Origin of the sequence: Puerhibacterium puerhi, assembly GCF_009846865.1 — a bacterium.
Taxonomy (GTDB): domain Bacteria; phylum Actinomycetota; class Actinomycetes; order Actinomycetales; family Cellulomonadaceae; genus Puerhibacterium; species Puerhibacterium puerhi.
This window is the reverse complement of sequence record NZ_WUWN01000044.1, coordinates 1-22,727: the sequence shown is the minus strand read 5'-3', so window position 1 is coordinate 22,727 and position 22,727 is coordinate 1. Positions and strand designations below refer to the sequence as shown.

General features: G+C 75.3%; 22 protein-coding genes and 2 riboswitches. Of the genes, 17 read left to right on the top strand and 5 right to left on the bottom strand.

Annotation, left to right across the window (positions count from 1 at the left end):
- The 13 genes from GSF02_RS18935 to GSF02_RS15800 form a co-directional block, all read left to right on the top strand.
- Positions 1–1,201, top strand: a 1,201-nt coding sequence (locus tag GSF02_RS18935; RefSeq protein ID WP_235915630.1) for a hypothetical protein, incomplete at its 5' end; no start/stop codon positions are given.
- 229 nt (positions 1,202–1,430) lie between these two features.
- Complete coding sequence (gene csrA, locus GSF02_RS19040; protein ID WP_159798259.1) at positions 1,431–1,754, top strand: carbon storage regulator CsrA; 324 nt, start codon at positions 1,431–1,433, stop codon at positions 1,752–1,754.
- A gap of 101 nt (positions 1,755–1,855) precedes the next feature.
- The gene (locus GSF02_RS15850) at positions 1,856–4,162 is read left to right on the top strand and encodes a chemotaxis protein CheA (protein WP_235915629.1); all 2,307 of its coding nucleotides are present in this window, start codon (positions 1,856–1,858) and stop codon (positions 4,160–4,162) included.
- Positions 4,159–4,578 carry a chemotaxis protein CheW gene (locus GSF02_RS15845; RefSeq protein ID WP_159798255.1) on the top strand — a complete coding sequence of 140 codons (420 nt, stop codon included), beginning with the start codon at positions 4,159–4,161 and terminating at the stop codon, positions 4,576–4,578. The genes GSF02_RS15850 and GSF02_RS15845 overlap by 4 nt, the downstream gene beginning before the upstream one ends.
- A gap of 160 nt (positions 4,579–4,738) precedes the next feature.
- Positions 4,739–6,424 carry a methyl-accepting chemotaxis protein gene (locus tag GSF02_RS15840; protein ID WP_159798253.1) on the top strand — a complete coding sequence of 562 codons (1,686 nt, stop codon included), beginning with the start codon at positions 4,739–4,741 and terminating at the stop codon, positions 6,422–6,424.
- Positions 6,425–6,489: 65 nt separating this feature from the next.
- Positions 6,490–7,584, top strand: a complete 1,095-nt coding sequence (locus GSF02_RS15835) for a substrate-binding domain-containing protein (protein WP_159798251.1) — start codon at positions 6,490–6,492, stop codon at positions 7,582–7,584.
- Positions 7,581–9,188, top strand: a complete 1,608-nt coding sequence (locus GSF02_RS15830; protein WP_159798249.1) for a methyl-accepting chemotaxis protein — start codon at positions 7,581–7,583, stop codon at positions 9,186–9,188. Before GSF02_RS15835 ends, GSF02_RS15830 begins: the two co-directional genes overlap by 4 nt.
- Before the next feature lie 125 nt (positions 9,189–9,313).
- Positions 9,314–10,474 carry a protein-glutamate methylesterase/protein-glutamine glutaminase gene (locus GSF02_RS15825; protein ID WP_159798247.1) on the top strand — a complete coding sequence of 387 codons (1,161 nt, stop codon included), beginning with the start codon at positions 9,314–9,316 and terminating at the stop codon, positions 10,472–10,474.
- Positions 10,471–11,424, top strand: coding sequence for a CheR family methyltransferase (locus GSF02_RS15820; protein WP_159798245.1), 954 nt, complete (start codon positions 10,471–10,473; stop codon positions 11,422–11,424). The genes GSF02_RS15825 and GSF02_RS15820 overlap by 4 nt, the downstream gene beginning before the upstream one ends.
- The gene (locus tag GSF02_RS15815; protein WP_159798243.1) at positions 11,421–11,804 is read left to right on the top strand and encodes a response regulator; all 384 of its coding nucleotides are present in this window, start codon (positions 11,421–11,423) and stop codon (positions 11,802–11,804) included. Before GSF02_RS15820 ends, GSF02_RS15815 begins: the two co-directional genes overlap by 4 nt.
- The gene (locus tag GSF02_RS15810; RefSeq protein ID WP_235915628.1) at positions 11,801–12,334 is read left to right on the top strand and encodes a chemotaxis protein CheX; all 534 of its coding nucleotides are present in this window, start codon (positions 11,801–11,803) and stop codon (positions 12,332–12,334) included. The genes GSF02_RS15815 and GSF02_RS15810 overlap by 4 nt, the downstream gene beginning before the upstream one ends.
- On the top strand, positions 12,331–12,693 hold the full coding sequence (locus tag GSF02_RS15805; protein WP_201308962.1) for a response regulator: 363 nt from the start codon (positions 12,331–12,333) through the stop codon (positions 12,691–12,693). The genes GSF02_RS15810 and GSF02_RS15805 overlap by 4 nt, the downstream gene beginning before the upstream one ends.
- Positions 12,690–13,172: a hypothetical protein gene (locus GSF02_RS15800; protein WP_159798241.1), complete on the top strand. Its 483-nt coding sequence runs from the start codon at positions 12,690–12,692 to the stop codon at positions 13,170–13,172. Before GSF02_RS15805 ends, GSF02_RS15800 begins: the two co-directional genes overlap by 4 nt.
- A 70-nt stretch (positions 13,173–13,242) precedes the next feature.
- Here GSF02_RS15800 and serC read toward each other — a convergent pair whose 3' ends face one another.
- The gene (serC, locus tag GSF02_RS15795) at positions 13,243–14,373 is read right to left on the bottom strand and encodes a phosphoserine transaminase (protein ID WP_159798239.1); all 1,131 of its coding nucleotides are present in this window, start codon (positions 14,371–14,373) and stop codon (positions 13,243–13,245) included.
- Positions 14,374–14,483: 110 nt separating this feature from the next.
- Between serC and GSF02_RS15790 the strand changes: the two genes are divergently transcribed.
- The 4 genes from GSF02_RS15790 (at position 14,484) to GSF02_RS15775 (ending at position 18,747) form a co-directional block, all read left to right on the top strand.
- Positions 14,484–15,200, top strand: a complete 717-nt coding sequence (locus GSF02_RS15790; RefSeq protein ID WP_159798237.1) for a metal-dependent transcriptional regulator — start codon at positions 14,484–14,486, stop codon at positions 15,198–15,200.
- Between the two features lie 140 nt (positions 15,201–15,340).
- Positions 15,341–15,512, top strand: a riboswitch (cyclic di-AMP (ydaO/yuaA leader).
- A 3-nt stretch (positions 15,513–15,515) separates the two neighbouring features.
- Positions 15,516–16,388: a C40 family peptidase gene (locus GSF02_RS15785; protein ID WP_159798235.1), complete on the top strand. Its 873-nt coding sequence runs from the start codon at positions 15,516–15,518 to the stop codon at positions 16,386–16,388.
- Positions 16,389–16,605: 217 nt separating this feature from the next.
- A riboswitch (cyclic di-AMP (ydaO/yuaA leader) is annotated at positions 16,606–16,767 on the top strand.
- Positions 16,768–17,595, top strand: a complete 828-nt coding sequence (locus tag GSF02_RS15780) for a C40 family peptidase (protein WP_159798233.1) — start codon at positions 16,768–16,770, stop codon at positions 17,593–17,595.
- A gap of 165 nt (positions 17,596–17,760) precedes the next feature.
- The gene (locus GSF02_RS15775) at positions 17,761–18,747 is read left to right on the top strand and encodes a universal stress protein (protein WP_159798232.1); all 987 of its coding nucleotides are present in this window, start codon (positions 17,761–17,763) and stop codon (positions 18,745–18,747) included.
- A gap of 85 nt (positions 18,748–18,832) precedes the next feature.
- Here the strand turns inward: GSF02_RS15775 and GSF02_RS15770 are convergent, their stop codons facing one another.
- From GSF02_RS15770 to GSF02_RS15755, 4 genes are all read right to left on the bottom strand, one after another.
- Positions 18,833–20,140 carry an aminotransferase class I/II-fold pyridoxal phosphate-dependent enzyme gene (locus GSF02_RS15770; protein ID WP_159798230.1) on the bottom strand — a complete coding sequence of 436 codons (1,308 nt, stop codon included), beginning with the start codon at positions 20,138–20,140 and terminating at the stop codon, positions 18,833–18,835.
- An 11-nt stretch (positions 20,141–20,151) separates the two neighbouring features.
- On the bottom strand, positions 20,152–21,009 hold the full coding sequence (gene ddaH, locus GSF02_RS15765; protein ID WP_159798261.1) for a dimethylargininase: 858 nt from the start codon (positions 21,007–21,009) through the stop codon (positions 20,152–20,154).
- A 145-nt stretch (positions 21,010–21,154) separates the two neighbouring features.
- Positions 21,155–22,042, bottom strand: a complete 888-nt coding sequence (locus tag GSF02_RS15760; RefSeq protein WP_235915627.1) for a hypothetical protein — start codon at positions 22,040–22,042, stop codon at positions 21,155–21,157.
- Positions 22,039–22,623, bottom strand: coding sequence for an OsmC family protein (locus tag GSF02_RS15755; protein WP_159798228.1), 585 nt, complete (start codon positions 22,621–22,623; stop codon positions 22,039–22,041). The genes GSF02_RS15760 and GSF02_RS15755 overlap by 4 nt, the downstream gene beginning before the upstream one ends.
- Between the last annotated feature and the right edge of the window lie 104 nt (positions 22,624–22,727).

The window sequence follows — 22,727 nt, the reverse complement described above, 5'->3', positions numbered from 1 at the left end:
CGCGCTGGAGCGGGCGCGGTCCGAGGGGCCCGCGGGCGCGGCCGGGCGGCCCGCCGCCCCGGTGGGCGGCGCTCCGGACGGCGGCGCTCCGGGGGGTGACGTCCCGGCGGACGGCTTCGGCGCGGACGGCAGCGGCGCGGACGGCGGCGCGGACGGCGGACCGGAGGGCGGCATCGTCGGCACCGGGGCCGACCCGCAGCAGACCGCCACGGCGACGCCGTCCTGGGCCGGGACGGCGTTCCAGCCGCTGGTGCCGCCGGTGATCTCCGCGCGCGTGCTCGACGCCGCCGAGCCCGACGCCGCAGAGGCGACGGTCGCGGAGCTCGAGCCGGAGCCCACGCCGGAGCCCGCCCCCGCCCGCGCCGCCGTCGTCGAGCGGGCCCTCGCCGCGCTCGACGCCGTGACCGCAGGGGCGGTCGCGGCGCCGCCCGCGCCCGACGGCGCGGACGCCGAGGGCGGTGCGGAGGTGGCGCTGCGCGAGCGGCTCGCGTCCCTGGGCGTGCCGGTCGCCCTGCTCGCCGAGCGAGCCGGCGCCGATCCGGCCGGCGCAGACGACCCCGCCGGCGCCGACCTGGTCCACGCCGAGCCCGCCGGCCGCGGGCCCGTGACCTGGCAGGCGTTCCTGCGCCGGCTGCCCGCGCCGCCCGCACCGGCGCTCGCGGCCGGCACCGTGACCGCCGTCGTCGGACCCGCCCACGACGCCCTGGCCGTCGCCGCGCTCCTGGCCGACCGCCTCGGCGTCCCGCCGGCCGGCCGGGCCCGGTACGGGCCGGTGCCCGCCGGGGCGCTCGTGCCCGACCGGTGGCTGGCCACGACCACCGACGCCGCCGCCTGGCGGGCCGAGGTGGGGGCCGCGCCGCACCCCGGCGTCCTGGCGGTCTGCCTGCCCGGGCGGGCCTCGGCGGACCCCGGCGCGGCGTCCGGGACCGCCGCGCTGCTGCGCGCGGCGCGGCCGGGCAGCGTGTGGGCCACCGTCGACGCCCGCTTCTCGGCCGCGGACGCCCGCCGGGCGCTCGACGCGGCGCGCGCCGTCGGCTCCGTCGACGCGCTCGCGGCGCGCGGCGTGGCACAGGCCGCCCGGCCCGGCGCGCTGCTGGGCCTCGGCGTGCCGGTCGCCTGGCTCGACGGCGTCCCCGCCGGCCGCGTCGCCTGGGCCGCCGCGCTCAGCGCGGTCGACACCGCCGGCGACTGGTGGGACTGAGCCGCGGCTGAGCCGCGGCCATGCCTGCGGCGAGCGTCCTGCTGCGTCGGCTTCGGTGCCGGGTTGGCCGACGCGGCGGGACGCTGGGCGGTCGGTGGTCGCGTCGTCGTGGCGAGGGTCCCGCTGCGTCGGCTTCCGCGGCCTGTTGGCTGACGTGGCGGGACGCGCGGCGGCGCGGCGCGGACGGGCACCGGACAAAACCGGCAGCGCGAGCGGGTAGGGTCACCGCATGCTCGTGCTCAGTCGTCGGGTCGGGGAGAGCCTGGTCATCGGTGACGACATCACCGTCACCGTGATCGAGGTGCGGGGCGACACCGTGCGGCTCGGGGTCGACGCCCCGCGGCACGTGCGCGTGCACCGCGCGGAGGTGATCGACGCGGTCCGGGCCGAGAACGCCGCCGCCGCCAGGGCCGACGACGGCGTCGCCGCCGCGCTGCAGGCGCTCGCCCGCACCGCCGCCCCGGAGGGCAGGCCCGCGCCCCGCGGCGTCGACCGGCGCGCCGAGCAGGCCGCCGACCAGGTCAGGGATGAAAAGCCGCATTCGGGCACATGACCAGGAGTCCGATTCCTTAGACTCGCGCCCTTTCGGCCGATGAGTGAGGTGCCCAGCCGGAGCTGACCACCGGCGGGAGGAAGGGCACCGCCATGGAAGGCATGGACGACATCGTCCGCGAGTTCTTGGTCGAGAGCTACGAGAATCTCGACCAGCTCGACCGCGACCTCGTCGCGCTCGAGAGCGAGCCCGGCTCGCGCCCGCTGCTGAGCAACATCTTCCGCACGATCCACACCATCAAGGGCACCAGCGGGTTCCTCGCGTTCGCCCGGCTCGAGCGGCTCACCCACGTGGGGGAGAACCTGCTCGTCGAGCTGCGCGACGGCAGCCGGTCCATGGACCACGCCACCACCGACGTGCTCCTGCGGCTCGTGGACACCGTGCGCGACCTGCTCGCCGCGATCGAGGCCGACGGCACCGAGGGCGCCGTGGACGTCGAGGACGCGATCGCCGCGATCCTCGCCGTGCAGGAGCGTGCGCCGGAGGTGGAGCAGCCCGAGAACGAGGTCGTCGTCGGCACGGCCGCCGAGCCCACCGACGCACCGGCCTCCGCCGTCCCTGCGGCGCCGGCCGCGCCGGCCACGCCGCCGGCCCCCGCCGCCCCTGCGGCCCCGGCCGCGCCGGCCACGCCGCCCGCCTCGCCGGCGCCGGAGCACGCCGACGAGGTGAACCTGCTGCGCAGCGCCGCGGACTCCTCGATCCGCGTCGACGTCGAGGTCCTCGACGAGCTCATGCGCCAGGTCGGCGAGCTGGTCCTCACGCGCAACCGCATCGGCCGCATCGCGACGGACCGGGACACCGACACCGAGCTGGTCCGCTCGGCCCAGCAGCTCAACCTCATCGCGGCGGAGCTGCAGGAGGGCGTCATGCGCACCCGCATGCAGCCCATCGAGCACGTCTGGTCCAAGATGCCGCGCGTCGTGCGCGACCTCGCCGTCGCGTGCGGTCGCGAGGTCGACCTGCAGATGACCGGCGGCGACACCGAGCTCGACCGCGGCCTGCTGGAGGCCGTCAAGGACCCGCTGACCCACCTGGTGCGCAACGCCGTCGACCACGGGATCGAGTCGCCGACCGACCGCGAGGCCGTGGGCAAGGAGCGCCGCGGCACGCTCACGCTGCGCGCCTACCACGCCGGCGGCCAGGTGGTCGTCGAGGTGCAGGACGACGGCCGCGGCGTCGACACCGAGAAGGTGGCCGCCAAGGCGGTGGCGAAGGGCCTGCGCACGGCCGAGCAGGTCGCCGCCATGGGGCAGGCCGAGCTGCTGCAGCTGCTGTTCCTGCCCGGCTTCTCGACCGCCGAGAAGGTCACGAACGTCTCGGGCCGCGGCGTCGGCATGGACGTGGTGCGCACCCACATCGAGGCCATCGGCGGCACCGTGGACGTGGAGTCCACGCTCGGCGTCGGCACGCTGTGGCGGCTGCGCATCCCGCTGACGCTGGCGATCATGCCGTCGCTGACGGTCGAGTGCGAGGGCGACGTCTACGCGCTGCCCCAGGTGCACGTCGTCGAGCTCGTGGCGCTGGACGCCCAGCGCGCGGGCGCCGGGGTGGAGTACGTGCACTCCTCGCCGGTGTACCGGCTGCGGGGCGAGCTGCTGCCCCTGGTGCCGCTGGCCTCGATGCTCGGGCTGCGCGACGACGCCCGGGTGGCCGCCGACCGTGGCGTCATCGTCGTCGTGCGCTCGGACACCCAGCGGATCGGGCTGCTCGTTGACCGCGTCCTGAGCACCGAGGAGATCGTGGTCACCCCGCTGTCGCCGCGCCTGCGGGCGATCGGCGTGTACTCGGGCGCCACGGTGCTCGGGGACGGCGCCGTCGCGCTGATCCTCGACCTCCAGGCGATCGCGCGCTCGGCGCTGCTCGGCGACGGCGAGGGTGCGCTGGTGCGCGCCGGCCAGTCCGACGACGCCGGCGCGGAGGCCCACGCCGTCGAGCAGGTGCTGGTCGCCGGCGTCGGCGGGCGCCGCCTGGCGATGCCGCTCGCGTCGGTCGCGCGGCTCGAGAGCCTGCGCTTCGAGCAGGTCGAGCACGTCGGCGGGCGCGAGGTGGTCCGCTACCGCGGCTCGATCCTGCCGCTGGCCCGCCTCGACCGCGTGCTCGGCGCCTTCTCGGAGCCGCGCGAGGACCTCCTCGTCGTCGTCTACACGCGGGCCGGGCGCAGCGTCGGCCTCGTCGTGGACGAGATCCTCGACATCGTCGACGACGACGTGACGCAGCACAGCGACATCGAGGACATGGGGCTCGTCGGCTCCACCGTGATCGGCGAGCGCGTCACCGAGCTGCTCGACGTGCGCGCCGCCGTGCTCGCCGCCGACCCGGAGTTCGAGGTGGCCACCGCCGCCGTCACCGACGAGGAGCTGTACGCCGGGCTGGCCGCCGGCCCCGAGACCGTGGGAGCCGGACGATGAGCCGCTACGTCACCTTCACCGTCGACGACGCGCTGTACGGCGTCGACGTGCTGCGCGTGCAGGAGGCCGTGCACGCCCAGACCCGCACCCGGGTGCCGCTGGCCCCCGAGGGGATCGCCGGGCTGGTGAACCTGCGCGGCCAGGTGGTGCTCACCGTGGACCTGCGCCCGCGCCTGGGGCTGCCCCCGGCGCCGGCCGACGCCGACCGGATGATGGTCGTCGTCCAGGTGGACGGCGAGCCCACCAGCCTGCTGGTCGACGCCGTCGGCGACGTCGTGGACGTCGCGCCGGAGCGGTTCGGGCCGCCGCCGGACACCCTGCAGCCCGAGCTGCGCCCGCTCATCCGGGGCGCCTGCCGCCTGGACGGGCGGCTGCTGCTCGTGCTCGACGTCGACGAGGCGGCCACGGTCGCCTGACGGCGTCCGGCGCCTCGCGCCCGCTCGGCCGTCCGGGGACCCCTGGCCCCGCCGTCGGCACTGCACCTGAGTTTTCGCTGGGCCTGCGCTGCATCGCACCTGGTCCGCACCTGACCTGTTCACCCGCCCGCGACAGCGGGCCCACCGCCGGAGCACCGCCATGACGACCCTCCTCCCGCCCGCCCCGACCTCGCGCGACGCGCGTCCCGAGCCGCCGCGCCCCGCCGCGCCGTCGGCCGGCGCGCCGCTGCCGCCCGCGCCCGCGCGGCGCCGTCGCGGCCTGGACGACCTGCCGATCGCCGCCCGGCTCGGCCTGGCGGTGACGCTGGTCGTCATCGCCATGGTCGTCGTCGCGGCGGTCGGCGGCGTCCGCACGTCGCAGCTCGCCCACGACGTCCAGACGCTCGGCCACGACGTGGTCGCGCCGCAGTCGTACCTCAACGACGCGCAGCGCAACTTCCAGGCCAGCCGGGCCCGCGTGCTGGAGTACGGCATGGTCCAGGACCCCGCGGAGCGCGCCACGATCGCCCAGGAGCGCGAGCAGAAGGACGCGGACACGCAGGCCAACCTGGACGCCTACGCGCCCTACGCCCTCGACGATGCGGCGTACGCCTCGCTCGTCGACGCCTACGACCGCTACCGCGCGGCCGCCGACGGCGTGCAGCAGTACGCCGACGACGGCGCCGCGGACTACCGCGCCGCGTACCGCGAGCAGGTCATCGACCTGACGACCGAGGTGCTCGACGCGCTGCAGGCGCTGATCGACGCGAGCGAGGCCCGCGCCGACGCCGACATCGACAGCGCGGCGGCCCTCGCCGGCTCCACCGTGCGCACCGTGATCGTCGTCGCGGTGGTGGGCACCCTCCTCGCGGCGGCCCTCGCGCTGCTCATCGCCCGCGGCGTGCGCCGCGGCGTGGAGTCGGTGCAGCGGTCCGTGGACGCGATGGCCACCGGCGACCTGACGGTCGCTGCCGACCTGGACACCCGCGACGAGCTGGGCCAGATGGCCGCGTCCCTGCGCACGGCGCAGTCCTCACTGCGCGTGACGTTGGCGGACGTGGTGGGGTCGGCGCGGACGGTGGCGTCGGCTGCGGAGCAGCTGGCGGCGGGGTCGGGGCAGGTGGTCTCGGGCTCGGAGGAGATCAGCGCGCAGGCGGGTGTGGTGGCGGCTGCTGCGGAGCAGGTGTCGCGCAACGTGCAGGCGGTGGCTGCGGGGGCGGAGCAGATGGGTGCGTCGATCCGGGAGATCGCGCAGAACGCGTCGGAGGCGGCGAAGGTGGCCTCGCAGGCGACGGTGGTGGCTGCGACGACGAATGATCAGGTGGCGAAGCTGGGGGTGTCGTCGCAGGAGATCGGGAACGTGGTCAAGGTGATCACCTCGATCGCGGAGCAGACGAACCTGTTGGCGTTGAACGCCACGATCGAGGCGGCTCGTGCGGGTGAGGCGGGCAAGGGGTTCGCGGTGGTGGCCGGGGAGGTCAAGGACCTGGCGCAGGAGACGGCGCGGGCGACGGAGGACATCGCCCGGCGGGTGGATGCGATCCAGGCGGACACCTCGGGGGCGGTGGCGGCGATCGGGCAGATCTCGCAGATCGTGTCGCAGATCAACGACTACCAGCTGACGATCGCCTCGGCGGTGGAGGAGCAGACGGCCACGACGAACGAGATGTCGCGTGGGGTGGCCGAGGCGGCGACGGGGTCGGGGGAGATCGCCTCGAACATCACCGGGGTGGCGGACGCGGCGGCGGAGTCCTCGCGTGCCCTGTCGGTCTCGGGTGAGTCGATCGCGGAGCTGGCCCGCATCTCCGAGGAGCTGCGCACCCGCGTGGCCACCTTCACCTACTGACACACCTACCGACACACCAGCCGACACCCCACCCACCGGACCACGACACGGAAGAAGGAGCACCGATGCGTGCACGGACCATGGCCGCCCTGCTGGGCGCCGGCGTCCTGGTGCTGACGGCCGGCTGCGCCGGCCCCCAGGACGCCGACCCGCAGGACGCCGGCGACGACAAGCCGCTGGTCGGCGTGGCGATGCCGTCCGTCGAGCTCGAGCGGTGGGTGACCGACGGGGACAACGTCTCCGCGCAGCTCACCTCCCTGGGCTACGACGTCGACATGCGCTACGCCGAGGACGACCCGGCCACCCAGGTCGAGCAGCTGCAGGCGATGATCGACGCGGGCGCCGACGCGCTCGTCGTCGCCTCCGTCGACGGCACGGCGCTGAGCGGGGTGCTGGCCGACGCCGCGGCCGCGGACATCCCCGTGATCGCCTACGACCGGCTCATCAGCGGCACCGACGCCGTCGACTACTACGCCTCGTTCGACAACTTCCGCGTCGGCGTGCTGCAGGGCACCGCGCTGCTGCGCGGGCTCGGCGTCGTCGACGCGACCGGCAGGCCCACGGGCGCGGCCGGGCCGTTCGCCGTCGAGCTGTTCGCCGGCTCGCCCGACGACAACAACGCCACCGTGTTCTGGGACGGCGCCATGTCGGTGCTGCGCCCCTACCTGGACTCCGGGGTGCTGACCGTGCCGTCGGGCCAGGTGCAGCGCGAGCAGGGCGCGACCCAGGGCTGGTCGGCCGACCTCGCCGGCGAGCGGATGGCCTCCCTGCTGGGGCCGTACCGCGGCGGGCTGCGCCTCGACGGCGTGCTGTCCCCCTACGACGGCATCTCCCAGGCGGTCATCGCCGCGACGGCGGAGCTCGGCTACGTCCCCGTGGTCACCGGGCAGGACGCCGAGGTCGACGCGGTGCGCTCCGTGGCCGCGGGCGAGCAGTACGCGACCGTCTACAAGGACACCCGCCAGCTGGCGGAGGTGACCGTGCAGATGGTCGAGGCGCTGCTGGACGGCGGCGAGCCGGAGGTGAACGACACGACGTCGTACGACAACGGCGTCAAGGTCGTGCCCGCCTACCTCCTCGCCCCGCAGGAGGTCACGAAGGACAGCTACAGCAAGGTGCTCGTGGACAGCGGGTACTACACGGCGGAGGAGCTCCGATGACGACGGGACGGCGCACCCGACGGGCCGGCTGGTTCTGGGACCGGCCCATCGCGACGAAGGTGACCACGGCGCTGCTCGTGCTCGGCGTGTCGTTCGCGGCGGTCGGCGGTGCCGGCGCCGTCGCGCTGTGGCGCTCCGCCGAGCACCTCGAGGAGATGTCCCGGCTCAACACCCAGCTGCAGCGCGCGTTCGCCGACCTGTCGGTGGACCAGGCGCGCAGCCACCTGCTGGTGCAGCGCGCCGCCGACGCCGACGCGACGTCGCGCGAGCAGCTGCTCACCTCGTCCGCGTGGGTCGACGAGGACGTCGCCGTGCAGGTCGCCGTCATCGAGTCCTTCCCCGAGGCGTCCACCCCGCAGTGGGAGGACTTCCGCAGCCGCTGGGACGCGTGGACCGCCTACCGCGACGCCACCCTGGTGCCGCTCGTGCGGGCGGGCGACGCCGACGGCTTCCGCGCGGCGGTCGCGGGCGACGTCGCCGCCGACCCGGAGTGGGCCGGGCGCGCCCTGGCGCTGGCGTCCGCGCAGACGGACGCCGACGTCGTCGCCATCCAGGAGGCCGGCCAGGCCGAGGCCCGGACCATGATCGCCGTGCTGGCCGTGGCGTTCGTCGTGGCCAGCGCGTGCGCCGCCCTGCTGGCCCTGGCCACGGTGCGCCGCATCAGCCGGTCCGTGCGGGCGGTGGCGGCGACCGTCGACGCCCTCGCCGAGGGCGACCTCACCCGCGAGGCGGCGGTGGCCGACCGCGACGAGATCGGCCGCATGGCCGCCGGCCTCGACCGCGCCCGCGCCAGCCTGCGCAGCACGCTCGCCGGCGTCGTCGAGACCGCCGTCGTGGTGGCCGGCTCCGCCGAGCGCCTGCGCGAGACGAACGGCGACGTCGCCGCCGGCGCCGAGGAGACGAGCGCGCAGGCGGGTGTGGTGGCGGCTGCTGCGGAGCAGGTGTCGCGCAACGTGCAGGCGGTGGCTGCGGGGGCGGAGCAGATGGGTGCGTCGATCCGGGAGATCGCGCAGAACGCGTCGGAGGCGGCGAAGGTGGCCTCGCAGGCGACGGTGGTGGCTGCGACGACGAATGATCAGGTGGCGAAGCTGGGGGTGTCGTCGCAGGAGATCGGGAACGTGGTCAAGGTGATCACCTCGATCGCGGAGCAGACGAACCTGTTGGCGTTGAACGCCACGATCGAGGCGGCTCGTGCGGGTGAGGCGGGCAAGGGGTTCGCGGTGGTGGCCGGGGAGGTCAAGGACCTGGCGCAGGAGACGGCGCGGGCGACGGAGGACATCGCCCGGCGGGTGGATGCGATCCAGGCGGACACCTCGGGGGCGGTGGCGGCGATCGGGCAGATCTCGCAGATCGTGTCGCAGATCAACGACTACCAGCTGACGATCGCCTCGGCGGTGGAGGAGCAGACGGCCACGACGAACGAGATGTCGCGTGGGGTGGCCGAGGCGGCGACGGGGTCGGGGGAGATCGCCTCGAACATCACGGGGGTGGCGGACGCGGCGGCGGAGTCCTCGCGTGCCCTGTCGGTCTCGGGTGAGTCGATCGCGGAGCTGGCCCGCATCTCCGAGGAGCTGCGCACCCGCGTGGCCACCTTCACCTACTGACCCCCACCGGCACTCACCGGCACTCACCGGCACTGACCGGCACTCACCCGCACCAGCTGGCCCCCGTACCGGCCGGACGCCGCGCGGACCGCAGAACGTACCGAGCACTACATCAAGGAGAGCACGTGACACCCATCCGGGTGCTGGTGGTCGACGACTCCGTCGTCATCCGCCGGCTCGTGACGGACGCGCTGTCGCGCGCCGGCGGCATCGACGTCGTGGGCGTGGCCGCCAACGGCAGGATCGCCCTGCGCAAGGCCGAGCAGCTCGCGCCCGACGCGATCACCATGGACATCGAGATGCCGGAGATGAACGGCATCGAGGCGGTGCGCGAGCTGCGCCGCGCCGGGCACCGCATGCCCGTGGTGATGTTCTCGACGCTCACCGAGCGGGGAGCGGCGGCCACCCTCGACGCGCTGGCCGCGGGCGCCACCGACTACGTGGCCAAGCCGGCGAACGTCGGCAGCGTCTCGGAGTCCCTGGCCCGCGTGGCCGAGGAGCTGGTGCCGCGGCTGCGGGCGCTGGTGCCGCACCCGACCGGCGCGCCCGCCGCGGGTGCGGCGCCGGCGTCGGCCGTGCGCCCCGACCGGGTGGCCGGCCTGCGCGTGCAGAGCCCGACGACGGCGGCCCCCCGCCCGGCGCCCGCGCCGCACCCGGTGCGGGCCGTCGTCCTCGGGTCGTCCACCGGCGGCCCGGAGGCGCTGTCGCGCGTGCTGTCCGCGCTCACCGCGCCCCCGCCCGTGCCGGTGCTGGCGGTGCAGCACATGCCGCCGGTGTTCACCCGCCAGCTCGCCGCCCGCCTCGACCGCACCGGCCCCGCGCGGGTCGTGGAGGCCGTCGGCGGCGAGGAGCTGCGCGCCGGCACGGTGTACGTGGCGCCCGGCGACCACCACCTGGTGCTGCGGCGCGACGGGACCCGCATGGTCACCGCCCTCGACGACGGGCCGCCCGTGAACTACTGCCGCCCGTCGGTGGACGTGCTGTTCGCCTCGGCCGTCGAGGCCTACGGCGGCCACCTGCTCGGCGTCGTCCTCACCGGCATGGGCGCGGACGGGCGCGCGGGCGCGCGGCGCATCGTCGACGCCGGCGGCACCGTCGTCGTGCAGGACGAGCCGACGTCGGTGGTCTGGGGCATGCCCGGAGCCGTCGCGCAGGCCGGGCTCGCGCACCGCATCCTGCCGCTGCCCGAGGTCGCGCCCGCCGTCGAGCAGGTGCTCGCCGCGGCGGCCAAGGCGGCAGCCGCGCCGGCCAGGGTGCCGGCCGCGGCCGAGGGGAGGCCCGCGTGAGCCTCGCCCCCGACACCTTCGCGTTCGTCGCGGACCTGGTGCGCCGCCGCAGCGCCATCCGGCTCGAGGCCGGCAAGGAGTACCTCGTCGAGAGCCGCCTGCTGCCGCTGGCGCGCGAGCGCGGCTGCGCCGGCGTCGACGCGTTCGTGCGCGAGGTGCGCGCGACCAACCGCGAGGCGGACCTCGTGCGCGTGGTCGAGGCCCTCGCGACGCACGAGACGTCCTGGTTCCGCGACCAGACCCCGTTCGAGGCGCTGCGCACCCAGGTGCTGCCCGACGTGCTGCACCGCCGCGGCCCCGCCGCCCGGGTGCGCGTGTGGTCGGCCGCCTGCTCCAGCGGGCAGGAGCCGTACTCCGTGGCGATGGTCGCCGCCGAGACCCTGCCGCCCGGCGCGGGCGTGGAGATCCTGGCGACCGACCTGTCGGCCAGGATCCTCGAGCACGCCCGGGCGGGCACGTACTCCCAGCTCGAGGTCAACCGGGGGCTGCCGGCGCCGATGATCGTGCGGCACATGGTCCGCGCCGGCGCGCAGTGGCAGGTGGCCCCGGCGCTGCGCAGCGTCGTGACGTTCAAGCAGCACAACCTGCTGGACCCGGCGCCGCCCGGGCCGTTCGACCTGGTCCTGCTGCGCAACGTGCTCATCTACTTCGACCTGCCGACCAAGCAGGCCATCCTGCGCCGCGTGCGCCAGGTCATGGCGCCCGGCGGCGTGCTGGTGCTCGGCGCCGCCGAGACGACCATCGGCGTCGACGACGCCTGGCAGCGCGTGCCCGCCGGCCGCGGCTCCGTCTACACGCTCGCCGTGCCGCCGGGCGCGGCGCCGCCCGCCGGCGCGCCGCCGGCCGCGGTGCGCCGCCCGCCGGCGTCGCCCTTCGCCCGTCCCGCAGTCACCCCGTCCATGCCGCGCGCCGCCGGCGCGTACGTCCCGTCCCGAGGAGCATCGCTGTGAGAGCCCTGGTCATCGACGACTCGAGGACGATGCGTCGCATCGTCGCGAGCACCCTGCGCCCGCTCGGGTTCGAGCCCTACGAGGCGGAGCACGGCGCCGCTGCGCTCGCTCTCCTGGAGAGCGGCCTGGAGATCGACCTCGCGTGCGTCGACTGGAACATGCCGGTCATGGACGGCCTGACGTTCGTCTCGACGGTGCGCGAGCGCCCCGAGTGGCGCTCCATGACCCTGATGATGGTCACCACCGAGTCGGAGCAGTCGCAGATCGTGCGCGCCCTGGCCGCCGGGGCCCACGAGTACCTCATCAAGCCGTTCACGGCCGACGCGGTGCGCGACAAGCTCGCGCTGCTCGGTCTGCTGCCGCTGGACGGTGCCGCGTGAGCGCCCCCGCCGTGATCGGCGCCGACCAGGTGATGGCCGTCGCCCAGGACGTGTTCGTCGCGATGGTCGACGGCGAGGAGACGACGCTCGGGCCCTGGTACGGCGACGTGCCGGCGCCCGCGGAGCCCCTGGCGGCGTGGGTCGACGTGCACGGGCCGTGGTCCGGGCGCGCCGTGCTCGTCACCGAGCTGGCCACCGCGCGCGACCTCGCCCGGGCGATGCTCCGACTCGACGACGACGCCCCCGTCGACGCCGAGGACCTCGTCGACGCCTTCGGCGAGATCGCCAACGTCGTCGGCGGCAACCTCAAGTCCCTGCTGCCCGACGGCGGCACGCTCGGCCTGCCGCAGGTGGCCGACGCGCCGCCCGCGGCCGGCGTCGCGGCGAGCCCCGAGGCGGAGCTGCGCCTGTCGTGGCGCGGCCGCCCGCTCGTGGTCGCGGTGCACGCCCGGCCCGACACCTCGTCCGCCCCGACCGGACCCACCACCCATCCCGACAACCCCCACCTCGAAGGAGACACCCCGCGATGATCCGCGCACTGGTCGCCGACGACAGCCGTGTGATGCGGCAGATCGTGATCCGCACGCTCCGCCAGGCCGGCTACGACTGGGACGTCCGCGAGGCCGCGGACGGCGCCGAGGCGCTGGAGGCGGTCCGCCAGGACGAGCCGGACGTCGTCCTGTCCGACTGGAACATGCCGAACCTCACCGGCATCGAGCTGCTGCAGCGCCTGCGCCAGGAGGGGTTCGGCACGCCGTTCGGCTTCATCACCTCCGAGGGCTCGGCCGAGATGCGCGAGGCGGCCGAGCAGGCCGGCGCGCTGTTCCTCATCGCCAAGCCGTTCACGCCCGAGGCGTTCCGCGCCGCGATCGAGCCGGTGCTCGCATGAGCGACGCGACGCCGCTGCCGAACGCCAAGGAGGTCCGCGACCTCGTCGAGGGGCTGCTGGGCCGGGACGTCGAGGTCCAGACGGGCGGCGCGATGGTGGACCCCGCCGCCGGCGCGCTCGTGGGCACGTACGTCGACCGGACCCGGACGCTGCAGGCCGTGGTGCTGCTGGACCTGCCCCTGGCCGCGCACGTCGGCGCCGCCATCGGGCTGGTCCCGGCGCACGCCTCGGCCGAGGCCGCGGCGGACGGCGTGCTGCCGCCCGCCCTGGCGGAGAACGCCTCCGAGGTGCTCAACGTCATCGCCTCGCTGTTCAACGCCGACGGCGCCCCGCACCTGAAGCTCGACACCGTGCACGCTCCCGGCACGCCGCTGCCGGCGGACGTGGCCTCGTGGGTCCTGGCGTACGTGCGGCGCACGGACCTGGACGTCGAGGTGTCCGGCTACGGGCGCGGCAGCTTCTCGCTGCTGGTGCTCTGACCCCGAGACGACGGCCGGGCAGCACTGCATGGTGCTGCCCGGCCGTCGTCGTCGCGGGTCTTCGCCGCGCTCAGAGGTGCTCGACGACGTAGTCCACGCACGCGGTCAGCGCGCGCACGTCGTCGGGCGCCACGGCGGGGAACATGCCCACGCGCAGCTGGTTGCGGCCGAGCTTGCGGTACGGGAACACGTCGAGCACGCCGTGCTCGCGCAGCACCGCGGTGACCGCGGCGGCGTCGATCGCCTCGTCGAGGTCGACCGTGCCCACCACGGTGGAGCGGTGCGCGGGGTCGGCGACGGACGGCGTCGCCCACTCGCGGGCCTCCGCCCAGCCGTAGAGCGCGGCCGCCGACTCGGCGCTGCGCGCGGTGGACCACGCCAGGCCGCCCTGGGCCAGCAGCCACTCGACCTGGTCGGCGAGCAGGACGAGCGTCGCGACCGCCGGGGTGTTGAGCGTCTGGTCGGCGCGCGAGTTGGTCAGCGCCGTCGTGAAGGACAGGAACTCCGGCACCCACCGGCCCTCGGCGGCCGCGCCGGCCTCGACCTCGGCGGCGCGCTCGACGGCGGCCGGCGACGCGATCGCCAGCCACAGCCCGCCGTCGGCCGCGAACACCTTCTGCGGCGCGAAGTAGTAGACGTCCGCCTCGGCCAGGTCGACGGGCAGGGCGCCGGCGCCGGAGGTGGCGTCGACGAGCGTGAGCGCGCCGCGCTCGCGCGAGCCCGCCGGGCGGCGCACGGCGACCATCGCGCCGGTGGACGTCTCGTTGTGCGGGGTGGCGTGCACGTCGACGTCGTCGGCGGGCTCGAGCAGGGCCACCGAGCCCGGCTCGGCCGTGAGCACCTGGGGGTCGGCGAGGAAGGGCGCGCGCCGGGTGGCCGCGGCGAACTTGGCCCCGAACTCGCCGAACGACGCGTGCTGCGCCCGGCGGCGCACCAGGCTCGCGGTCGCGACCTCCCAGAACGCGGTCGAGCCACCGTTGCCGAGCACGACCTCGTAGCCGTCGGGCACGGCGAACAGCTCGGCCAGGCCGGTGCGCACGCGGCGGACCAGGTCCTTCACCGGGGGCTGGCGGTGCGACGTGCCGAGCACGGACGCGCCCGCCGCGGCGAGGGCCGACACCTGCTCGGGGCGCACCTTCGACGGGCCGGAGCCGAACCGGCCGTCGGCGGGCAGCAGGTCGGCGGGGATGGTCAGCGTCATGGTTTTCGGGCTCCCGGATCCTGGCTGGACGTGCGAATAGACTAGGGCCGCCGGAGAGCGCGCCCGCCCGGCGCCCGCCTCCCGGACCGCGGCGATCGGAAGGAGAGGTCGTGACCGACCTGATCGACACCACCGAGATGTACCTCAAGACGATCTACGAGCTCGTCGAGGAGGGGATCACGCCGCTGCGCGCCAGGATCGCGGAGCGGCTGGGCCACTCGGGGCCGACGGTGTCGCAGACGGTGGCCCGCATGGAGCGCGACGGCCTCGTCGTCGTGACCGGCGACCGCCACCTCGAGCTCACGGACCTGGGCTTCGACAAGGCCCGCAAGGTGATGCGCAAGCACCGCCTCGCCGAGCGCCTGCTGACCGACGTCATCAAGCTCGACTGGGAGCAGGTGCACACCGAGGCCTGCCGCTGGGAGCACGTGATGAGCGACCTGGTGGAGAAGCGTCTCGTCACCCTGCTCGACCACCCGCACTCCGACCCCTACGGCAACCCGATCCCGGGCCTGGCCGAGCTGGGGGAGGACTACGAGGAGGTCCGCTACCTCGAGGGCGTGCAGTCCCTCCCGGCGCTGTTCCAGGCCGCCGCGCTGCGCGGGGAGGGCGGCAAGCCCGCGCAGGTGGTGCTGCAGCGCATCGCCGAGCCCCTGCAGACGGACGTCGACCTGCTCGCCCGCCTCGCCGACGCCGGCCTCGTGCCCGGCGCGCTGGTGGACGCGAGCCACGCCGCCGGCACCTACACCGTGTCGGTCGACGGCGCTGCGACCGTGCTCGACCTGCCCGAGGACCTCGCCCGGCACCTCTTCGTCGCCGCGCGCTGACCTCCGCGCCGCGCCGGGCACCGGGTGAGACGGGCCGGACGCCGTGATCGGAACGTGACATCCACCGGTCCCGTCCGGTACGGTCCTTCTCGCACCCGGGTGGTCCCGGGGGCGCTTGGCCGGACGCCGAACCCTGTCACCGGTCGAGCTCGACGGAAATCCGTAGGCAGGGGCGGGGGACCCAATTGCGGGCACCGGAGACGGTGTCCTTGGGGTGAAGCCCGACGGGACGCGCGAGCGGCCCCGACGGCCGGGTGCTTTCTCCCACCCGAACCCGACAGCTCACCTCGTAGGCGACCACGGAGAGGTACACACGTGAGCGCACGCACGAACAGCGCCCGGCACCGCGCCGCGCGTCGTCCCGTGACCCCCCTCACCGAGCTCGCGCAGACCGTCGGCAACGGCGCCGGTCGCCGGGCTGCCGTGGTCGCCACGGCGGGTGGTCTGCTGGTCTCGACCTTCGGCGGCGCCACCGCCGCGCAGGCGGCGCCGGCCCACAGCGACGCCAAGCTCAGCACCGTCGACCTCAGCGCGCTGACCGAGCAGGCCCGCGAGGCGCTGTCCGCCGCGCCGGTCGTCACGGTCGCCAAGGACGCGCAGGTCTCCGTCGAGACCGTGACCACCGAGGGCGCCGTCGCCGTCGAGGTCACCCCGGCCCCCGAGCCGGAGCCGGAGCCGGAGCCCGTCGTCCGCGAGTCGGCCCCGTCGCGCAGCGCCGAGCGCACGTCGACGTCGGAGCGCACGACGTCCGAGAGCACCGAGTCCGCGAGCGCGTCGGAGTCGAGCTCCTCGAGCGAGGAGTCCGCCACCGAGGCCGCGCCGGAGCCCGCCGCCGCGAGCGTCCCCGCCGCCGCCAACGGCTCGACGATCATCTCGATCGCGTCCCGCTACGTGGGTGTCCCGTACGTCTCCGGCGGCACCACCCCGTCCGGCTTCGACTGCTCGGGCTTCACGCAGTACGTCTTCGCCCAGGCCGGCATCAGCCTGCCGCGCACCTCGGGCGAGCAGCGCTACGCCGGCACCGTGGTGTCGCGCTCGGCCGCGCAGCCGGGCGACCTGATCTGGTCGCCGGGCCACATCGCGATCTACGCCGGCGACGGCATGCAGATCGACGCCCCGCGCCCGGGCAAGACGATCCAGTTCCGCTCGATCTGGCAGTCGAACCCCACCTTCATCCGCGTGGGCTGACCGCCCCGCGTGACGCGTCCCGCAGGCCGCCCAGCGGCCGCGAGACGCGCCGAGACACTCCGACGAAGGCCCCGTCACCTGCGGTGACGGGGCCTTCGTCGTGCGTCGTGACCCAAACGTGACTTTCGGACGCTGGTCCAGTACCGTTTCAACTATCCGGCGGATTCTCTCGCCGGAGCCTCGATCGGACGCCGAGCCCTGTCACCGACCGAGGACCACGGACAGACCGCATGACAGGGGCGGGGGACCCACTTTCGGGCACCGGCGACGGTGTCCTCGGGGTGAAGCCCGACGGGACGCGCGAGCGGCCCTGACGGCCGGGTGCTTTCTCCCATCCGAACCCGACAGCTCACCTCGTAGGCGACCGGAGAGGGAACACGTGAGCGCACGTAGCACGAGCGCGCGGCACCGCGCCGCGCGTCGCCCCCTGACGCCGCTGTCCGACATCGCTCAGAGCGTCGCTGCGACGGGCGTCGGCCGCCGGGCCGCCGTCGCCGCGACGGCAGGCGGCATCCTTGTCTCGACGTTCGGGGTGGCCGGTACCGCACAGGCGGCCCCCGTCCAGAACGAGGCGACCAAGCTCAGCTCGGTCGACCTCAACGCGCTGTCCGACCAGGCTCGCGAGGCCCTCGCCGCGGCTCCCGCGGTGACCGTCGCCTCCGACGCCCAGGTCGCCGTCGAGGCCGTGACCGCCGACGGCGTCGCCTCGGTCGGCGTCACGCCGGCCCCGGTGGCCAAGCCCAAGGTCGTCGAGACGGTCGAGAAGGCCGAGACGACGGCGAGCACGACGGCCGAGCGCACCGCCACCGCGTCGCGCAGCGCCGAGCGCAGCACCACCACCGAGACGGTCTCCACCAAGTCCGCCTCCACCTCCGCCGCCGTGAGCATCGCCATGCGCTACATCGGCGTGAAGTACGTCGTCGGCGGGTCCTCGCCCAGCGGCTTCGACTGCTCGGGCCTGGTCGCGTACGTCTACGGCCAGCTCGGCATCAAGCTGCCCCACCAGTCGCGCGCGATCCTCGACTCGCCGCGCACCACGCGCATCTCGGCCTCCGAGGCGCGCCCGGGCGACCTGCTGTGGTCGCCGGGTCACATCTCCATCTACGCCGGCAACGGCAAGCAGGTCGAGGCCTCCCGCCCCCAGGGCTGGAAGGTCGACCTGAACCCCATCTGGCAGTCGAACCCGGTGTACCTCCGGGTCTCCTGACCTGAGCTGACGGCGCCCCGGCGAGCCCCCTGCACGCCGGGGCGTCGTCGTGCCCGGGGACTTTTGCTCCTTCCTGGTGTCCTTTGCCTCCGGCGTCGCTAGGCTTGAACACGCGAAGACCGCCGGGGCGACGGAGCCCCGGAGCACGGGAGACGGAGGCGCGAGATGACCCGACCGCAGATCGTCCTGGTGGGTGTGGACGGTTCCGCACCGAGCCTGCACGCCCTCGACTGGGCCACGGCCTACGCCGCCCGCGTCGGGTGGTCGCTCCACATGGTGTGCAGCTACTCCCTGCCGTCCTTCACCGCCGCCTCGCTCGACGGCGGCTACGCGGCGCTCGACGACACCGCGATCCAGGAGGGCGCCAAGGCTGTCCTCGCCGAGGCGCAGGCGCGCGTGGCGGGCAGCGGCGTGCCGGTGACGGCGTCGGTGGCCACCGGGGACGCGGCGGGCGTGCTCGTCGAGATGTCGGCCGACCACGGCCTCGTGGTCGTCGGCACCCGCGGCAAGGGCGGGTTCACCGAGCGGCTGCTCGGCACCGTGTCCTCCGCGCTGCCGGCGCACGCGGCGTGCCCCACCGTCGTCGTGCCCTACCGCCAGCGCGCGGACAGGGGAGCCGGGCGCGCGGACGACGAGACGCGGCGCGACGGTGACGCCGTGCGGCCGGTGCGGCGGATCGTCGTCGGCGTGGACGGGTCGAAGTCTGCCGAGCTGGCGCTCAAGCACGCCGTGCAGCAGGCGAAGGTCTGGGACGCCGAGCTCGTGGCGGTGGCCGGTGTGCCCGTCGGGACGGGTGCCGGCGTCCTGGCGTGGCTGCCGTCGCAGATCGACCACGAGCAGGTCCTCGCGGACATCAAGGCGGGCCTCGACGTCATCGTGGACCGCTACGAGGCCGCCGAGCCCGGCCTCACGATCCGGCGGGTGGTGCTCGACGGCACCGGCGCCGAGCTGCTCACCGAGTTCTCGCAGGCCGCCGACCTCATCGTCGTCGGCTCGCGCGGCCGCGGCGGGTTCCGCGGCCTGCTGCTCGGCTCCACGAGCCAGGCCGTGCTGCACCACGCGGCGTGCCCCGTGCTCGTGGTCAGCAAGCGGTGCGACGAGGCCGACGGCGGCACCGCCGCGGCGTCGGCCTCGGAGGCCCAGCCGGCCTGACCCCCCACCTCCCCACGTCGTGGGTACGGAACACGCCGCGGATCTCACGAGATCCGCGGCGTGTTCCGTACCCAGGGCGGAGGGGCTACTCGGCGACGGCCGCCGCCTCCGCGGCGGCGAGGAGGACGCACGTCGCCACGCCGTCCATCGCCACCCGGACCTCCTCCAGCGGCGGCATCGACGGCGCGAGGCGGATGTTGCGGTCGTCCGGGTCCTTGCCGTACGGGAACGTGGCCCCCGCCGGGGTCAGCGCGATGCCGGCCTCCTGGGCGAGCTGCACCACGCGCGAGGCGGTGCCGGGGACGACGTCGAGCGACACGAAGTAGCCGCCGCGCGGCTCCGTCCACGTGGCCACGCCGTGGTCGCCGAGCCGCTCGGTGAGGATCTCCGAGACCGCGCGGAACTTCGGCGCGAGGATCTCGCGGTGCCGGCGCATGTGCTCGCGCACGCCCTCGGCCGAGCCGAAGAACAGCGCGTGCCGCAGCTGGTTGACCTTGTCCGGGCCGATCGACTGGTACTTCAGGTGGCTGGTGTACCAGGCGACGTTGGCGGGGGAGGAGGCGAAGAACGCCACGCCCGCGCCCGCGAACGACACCTTGGACGTCGACGCGTACATCAGCACGCGGTCGGGGTTGCCGGCCTCGGCGGCCAGGTCGAGGGCGTTCGCCGTCTTCACCTCGTCCTCGGTGAGGTGGTGGATGGCGTACGCGTTGTCCCAGAAGATGCGGAAGTCGGGCGCGGCGGCCGGCATCGACACCAGCCGGCGCGCCACGGCCTCGGCGACGACGGCGCCGTCGGGGTTGGCGTAGGTGGGCACCGCCCACATCCCCTTGATCGTCGGGTCCTCGGCCACCAGGGCGGCGACCGCCTCGGCGTCGGGGCCGTCGGGCGTCATCGGCACGGTCACCATCTCGATGCCGAACGCCTCGCACAGCGCGAAGTGCCGGTCGTACCCGGGGACGGGGCAGACGAACTTCACGGGGCCGCGCGACCACGGCTCGGTGCCGCCGGGCACGCCCCAGAGCATCGCGTAGGCGAGGGTGTCGTGCATCAGCGTCAGCGAGGCGTTGCCGAGCGCGAGGAGCTGGTCGACGGGCACGTCGAGGAGCTCGGCGAACATCCGGCGCAGCTGCGGCAGGCCGAGCAGCCCGCCGTAGTTGCGCACGTCGGTGCCGTCGGCGTCGGTGTGCACGCCCTCGCCGGGCAGCGCGAGCAGGGGCTCGGCCAGGTCGAGCTGCTCGGCCGACGGCTTGCCGCGCGTCAGGTCGAGCCTCAGCCCGCGCGAGCGGAGCTCCTCGTAGCGGGCGCGCAGCTCCGGCAGCGCGGCGGCGAGCGCCGGCGACGACGGGGTGGACCCGGTGGACGGGACGGGGGCGGCGGCAGAGGTGCTCACGCCCGCCAAGGCTACGCGCTCCGCACCGCCGCGCCGGGCGTGTCTCGGGACGCGACCGGCAGGCGTGGCTCGCCGCGGACCTCGAGCGTGCAGCACTTGGCGCCGCCCCCGCCGCGCAGCAGCTCGGACGTGTCGACGCCCACCGGCTCGTACCCGCGCTCGCGCAGCGCCGCGGCGTACCGCGTGGCGGCGGGGTTGAGCACGACGTGCCGGCCGTCGGACACCGCGTTGAGGCCGAGCACCTCGGCGTCCTCGTCCGTGGCGATCAGCGCGTCGGGGAACAGGTCCTCCAGCACCTCGCGCGACTCGGGCGAGAAGGCGGCCGGCAGGTAGGCGACGTCGCAGTCCGCGTCGGGCGTGCCGCCGTCGTTCCCGCGCAGCACCGTCAGGGCGGTGTCGAGGTGGTAGAACCGCGGGTCCACGAGCTCGAGGCTGACCACCTCGCGGCCGAGCAGCCGCGCGGCCTCGCGGTGGGCGGCGACGTCGGTGCGCGGCCCGTGGCCCGCCAGCACCCGCGAGCCGCAGGTGAGCAGGTCGCCCTCGCCCTCGTTGACGTGCCGCGCCTTGGCGGTGACGTACCCGTGGTCGCTGAACCAGCGCAGGTAGGCCGGCCCCTCGGCGGCCCGCTCCGGGAAGCGGAACCACGCCTCGTAGGCGACGCCGTCGATCACCGTGGCGCCGTTGGCCGCGTAGACCATGTCCGGCAGGCCGGGCTCCGGCTCGATCTCCTCGACGTGGTGGCCGAGGTCGCGCAGGGTGTCGCGCAGGTGCTCCCACTGCGCCGTCGCCCGGGCCGCGTCGACCGGGACCGACGGGTCCATCCACGGGTTGATCTCGTAGCTGACGGTGAAGTAGGTCGGCGGGCACATGAGGTAGTGGCGGCGCTGGGCCGAGTGCGACGACGCTGGCGTGAAGGCTGTCACGGACCCAGGGTGGACCTGCGGCGGCGCCTGCGCGCGTCGGCGGGCCGCGGCGAGCGGGCGAAACCGGTCGACGACGGCGGGCGGTGCCGCCTCAGCCCCGCCCGCCGCGGCGGCCGAGCCACCGCGACGGCGGCGCGGCGCCATCGGGCCCCGCGGCCTCGACCTCGCCCTCGACGACGCGCGGGAAGTGGTCCGGCGGCGGCCCGAACGCCCGCCGCGACTGCGCGACCACGCCGTGGCCCAGAGCGCGCCCGCCCGCGACGCCGACGACGGCGCCGACGCCGAAGGGCACCAGCCGGCCGAGGGCGAGTGACCCCTGCTTGGCCAGCTGCTTGCGCAGGAACCGGTGGGTGAGCGCGTTGTTGACCCGGCGGACGCTGCCCTGCGGCAGGGAGGTCAGCAGGACCTTGCCCCACGCGGTGGTGGAGCCGCCGATGGCGTTCTGCACGTCGCGCGCGCCCTTGTCGCCCAGCACGGTGGCCAGGAGCAGGGCGCGCCGGCGGGCGACGTCGTCGACGTCGATGCCGTGCACGTCCGCCACGGCCAGGGCGAAGGCGGCCGACGACGCGAAGAACGTGGCGATGTCCGCCGACGTCAGCGCCACGCCCGCGCCGGTGCCGACCGCGGGCACGGCCGCGGCCAGGCCGACGGCGCCGCCGGCCGTCGCCACCACGGCGAGGTACTCCTTCTCGAGCATCCGCACGATCTGCGCCGGCGTGGCGTGCGGGTTGCGCGCGCGCAGGCGGTCGACGTGCCGGTGGATCGTCGCCGACGGGATGGTCACCGCCCGGTCGACGAGCGCCTCGACCACCGTGGACGGCTGGTACTCGGTCCAGTGGTCGAGGTCGTCGGGCGTCCCGTCGCTGCCGGAGCCCGCGTCCCGGGCTGCGTCCGGGTTCTGGCCCGGGGTCTGATTCGGTGCCCGGTCTGGGTCCTGGCCGTCGCGCCGGATCATCCCGCGCACGTCGCGCGCCCTCATGCCCGGCCCTCCGCCGTCGCGCCGTCGCCGTCGACGGCGGCGCCGTCCGTGCCGTCGTCGCTGTCGTCGCCGTCGTCGGTGCACTCGTCGAGCGCCTCGAGCGGCGGCACGAACGACGCGGGCGGCACGAGGGCGCCGGCCTTGAGCGTGTTGGCGACCGTGCAGGCGCGGTCGATGGAGCGCTGGGCCAGCAGCAGCGTCTTGTCGCGCACGGCGTCGTCGAGCGACGACAGGTCGATCTCGAACGTCTCGTGCAGCGCGGGGTAGCGGTCCTCGGTGGCGTCCTTGGGCCCCTCGACCGTGATCTTGACCTTGTAGTCGTCGCCCAGCACGCGCGCGAACTTGGTGTCCGAGCTCATGCCGGCGCACGCGGCCAGCGCGATCTTCAGCAGCTCGCCGGGGGTGAAGACGGCGCCGGCCGTGACGGGCCCGATGTCCACCCGCGCGCCGCGGCCGGAGTACCCGGTGTAGGTGCGGACCCCGTTGCGCTCGACCCACAGCGGGTCGTGCGGGGTCGGGGCGGCGGGGGCCGGGGCGTCGGTGGACGTGGCGGGCGCGCCAGTCTGGGTCTGCTCGCTCATGGCCCGATCCTGCCACCGCCCGGCGCGGCACGAATCCCGAGGCGCCGCGCGACGCTCGACGGCGGCCGGCGGCCGGCGGCCGGCGGGCGGCGGGCGGCGGCCGG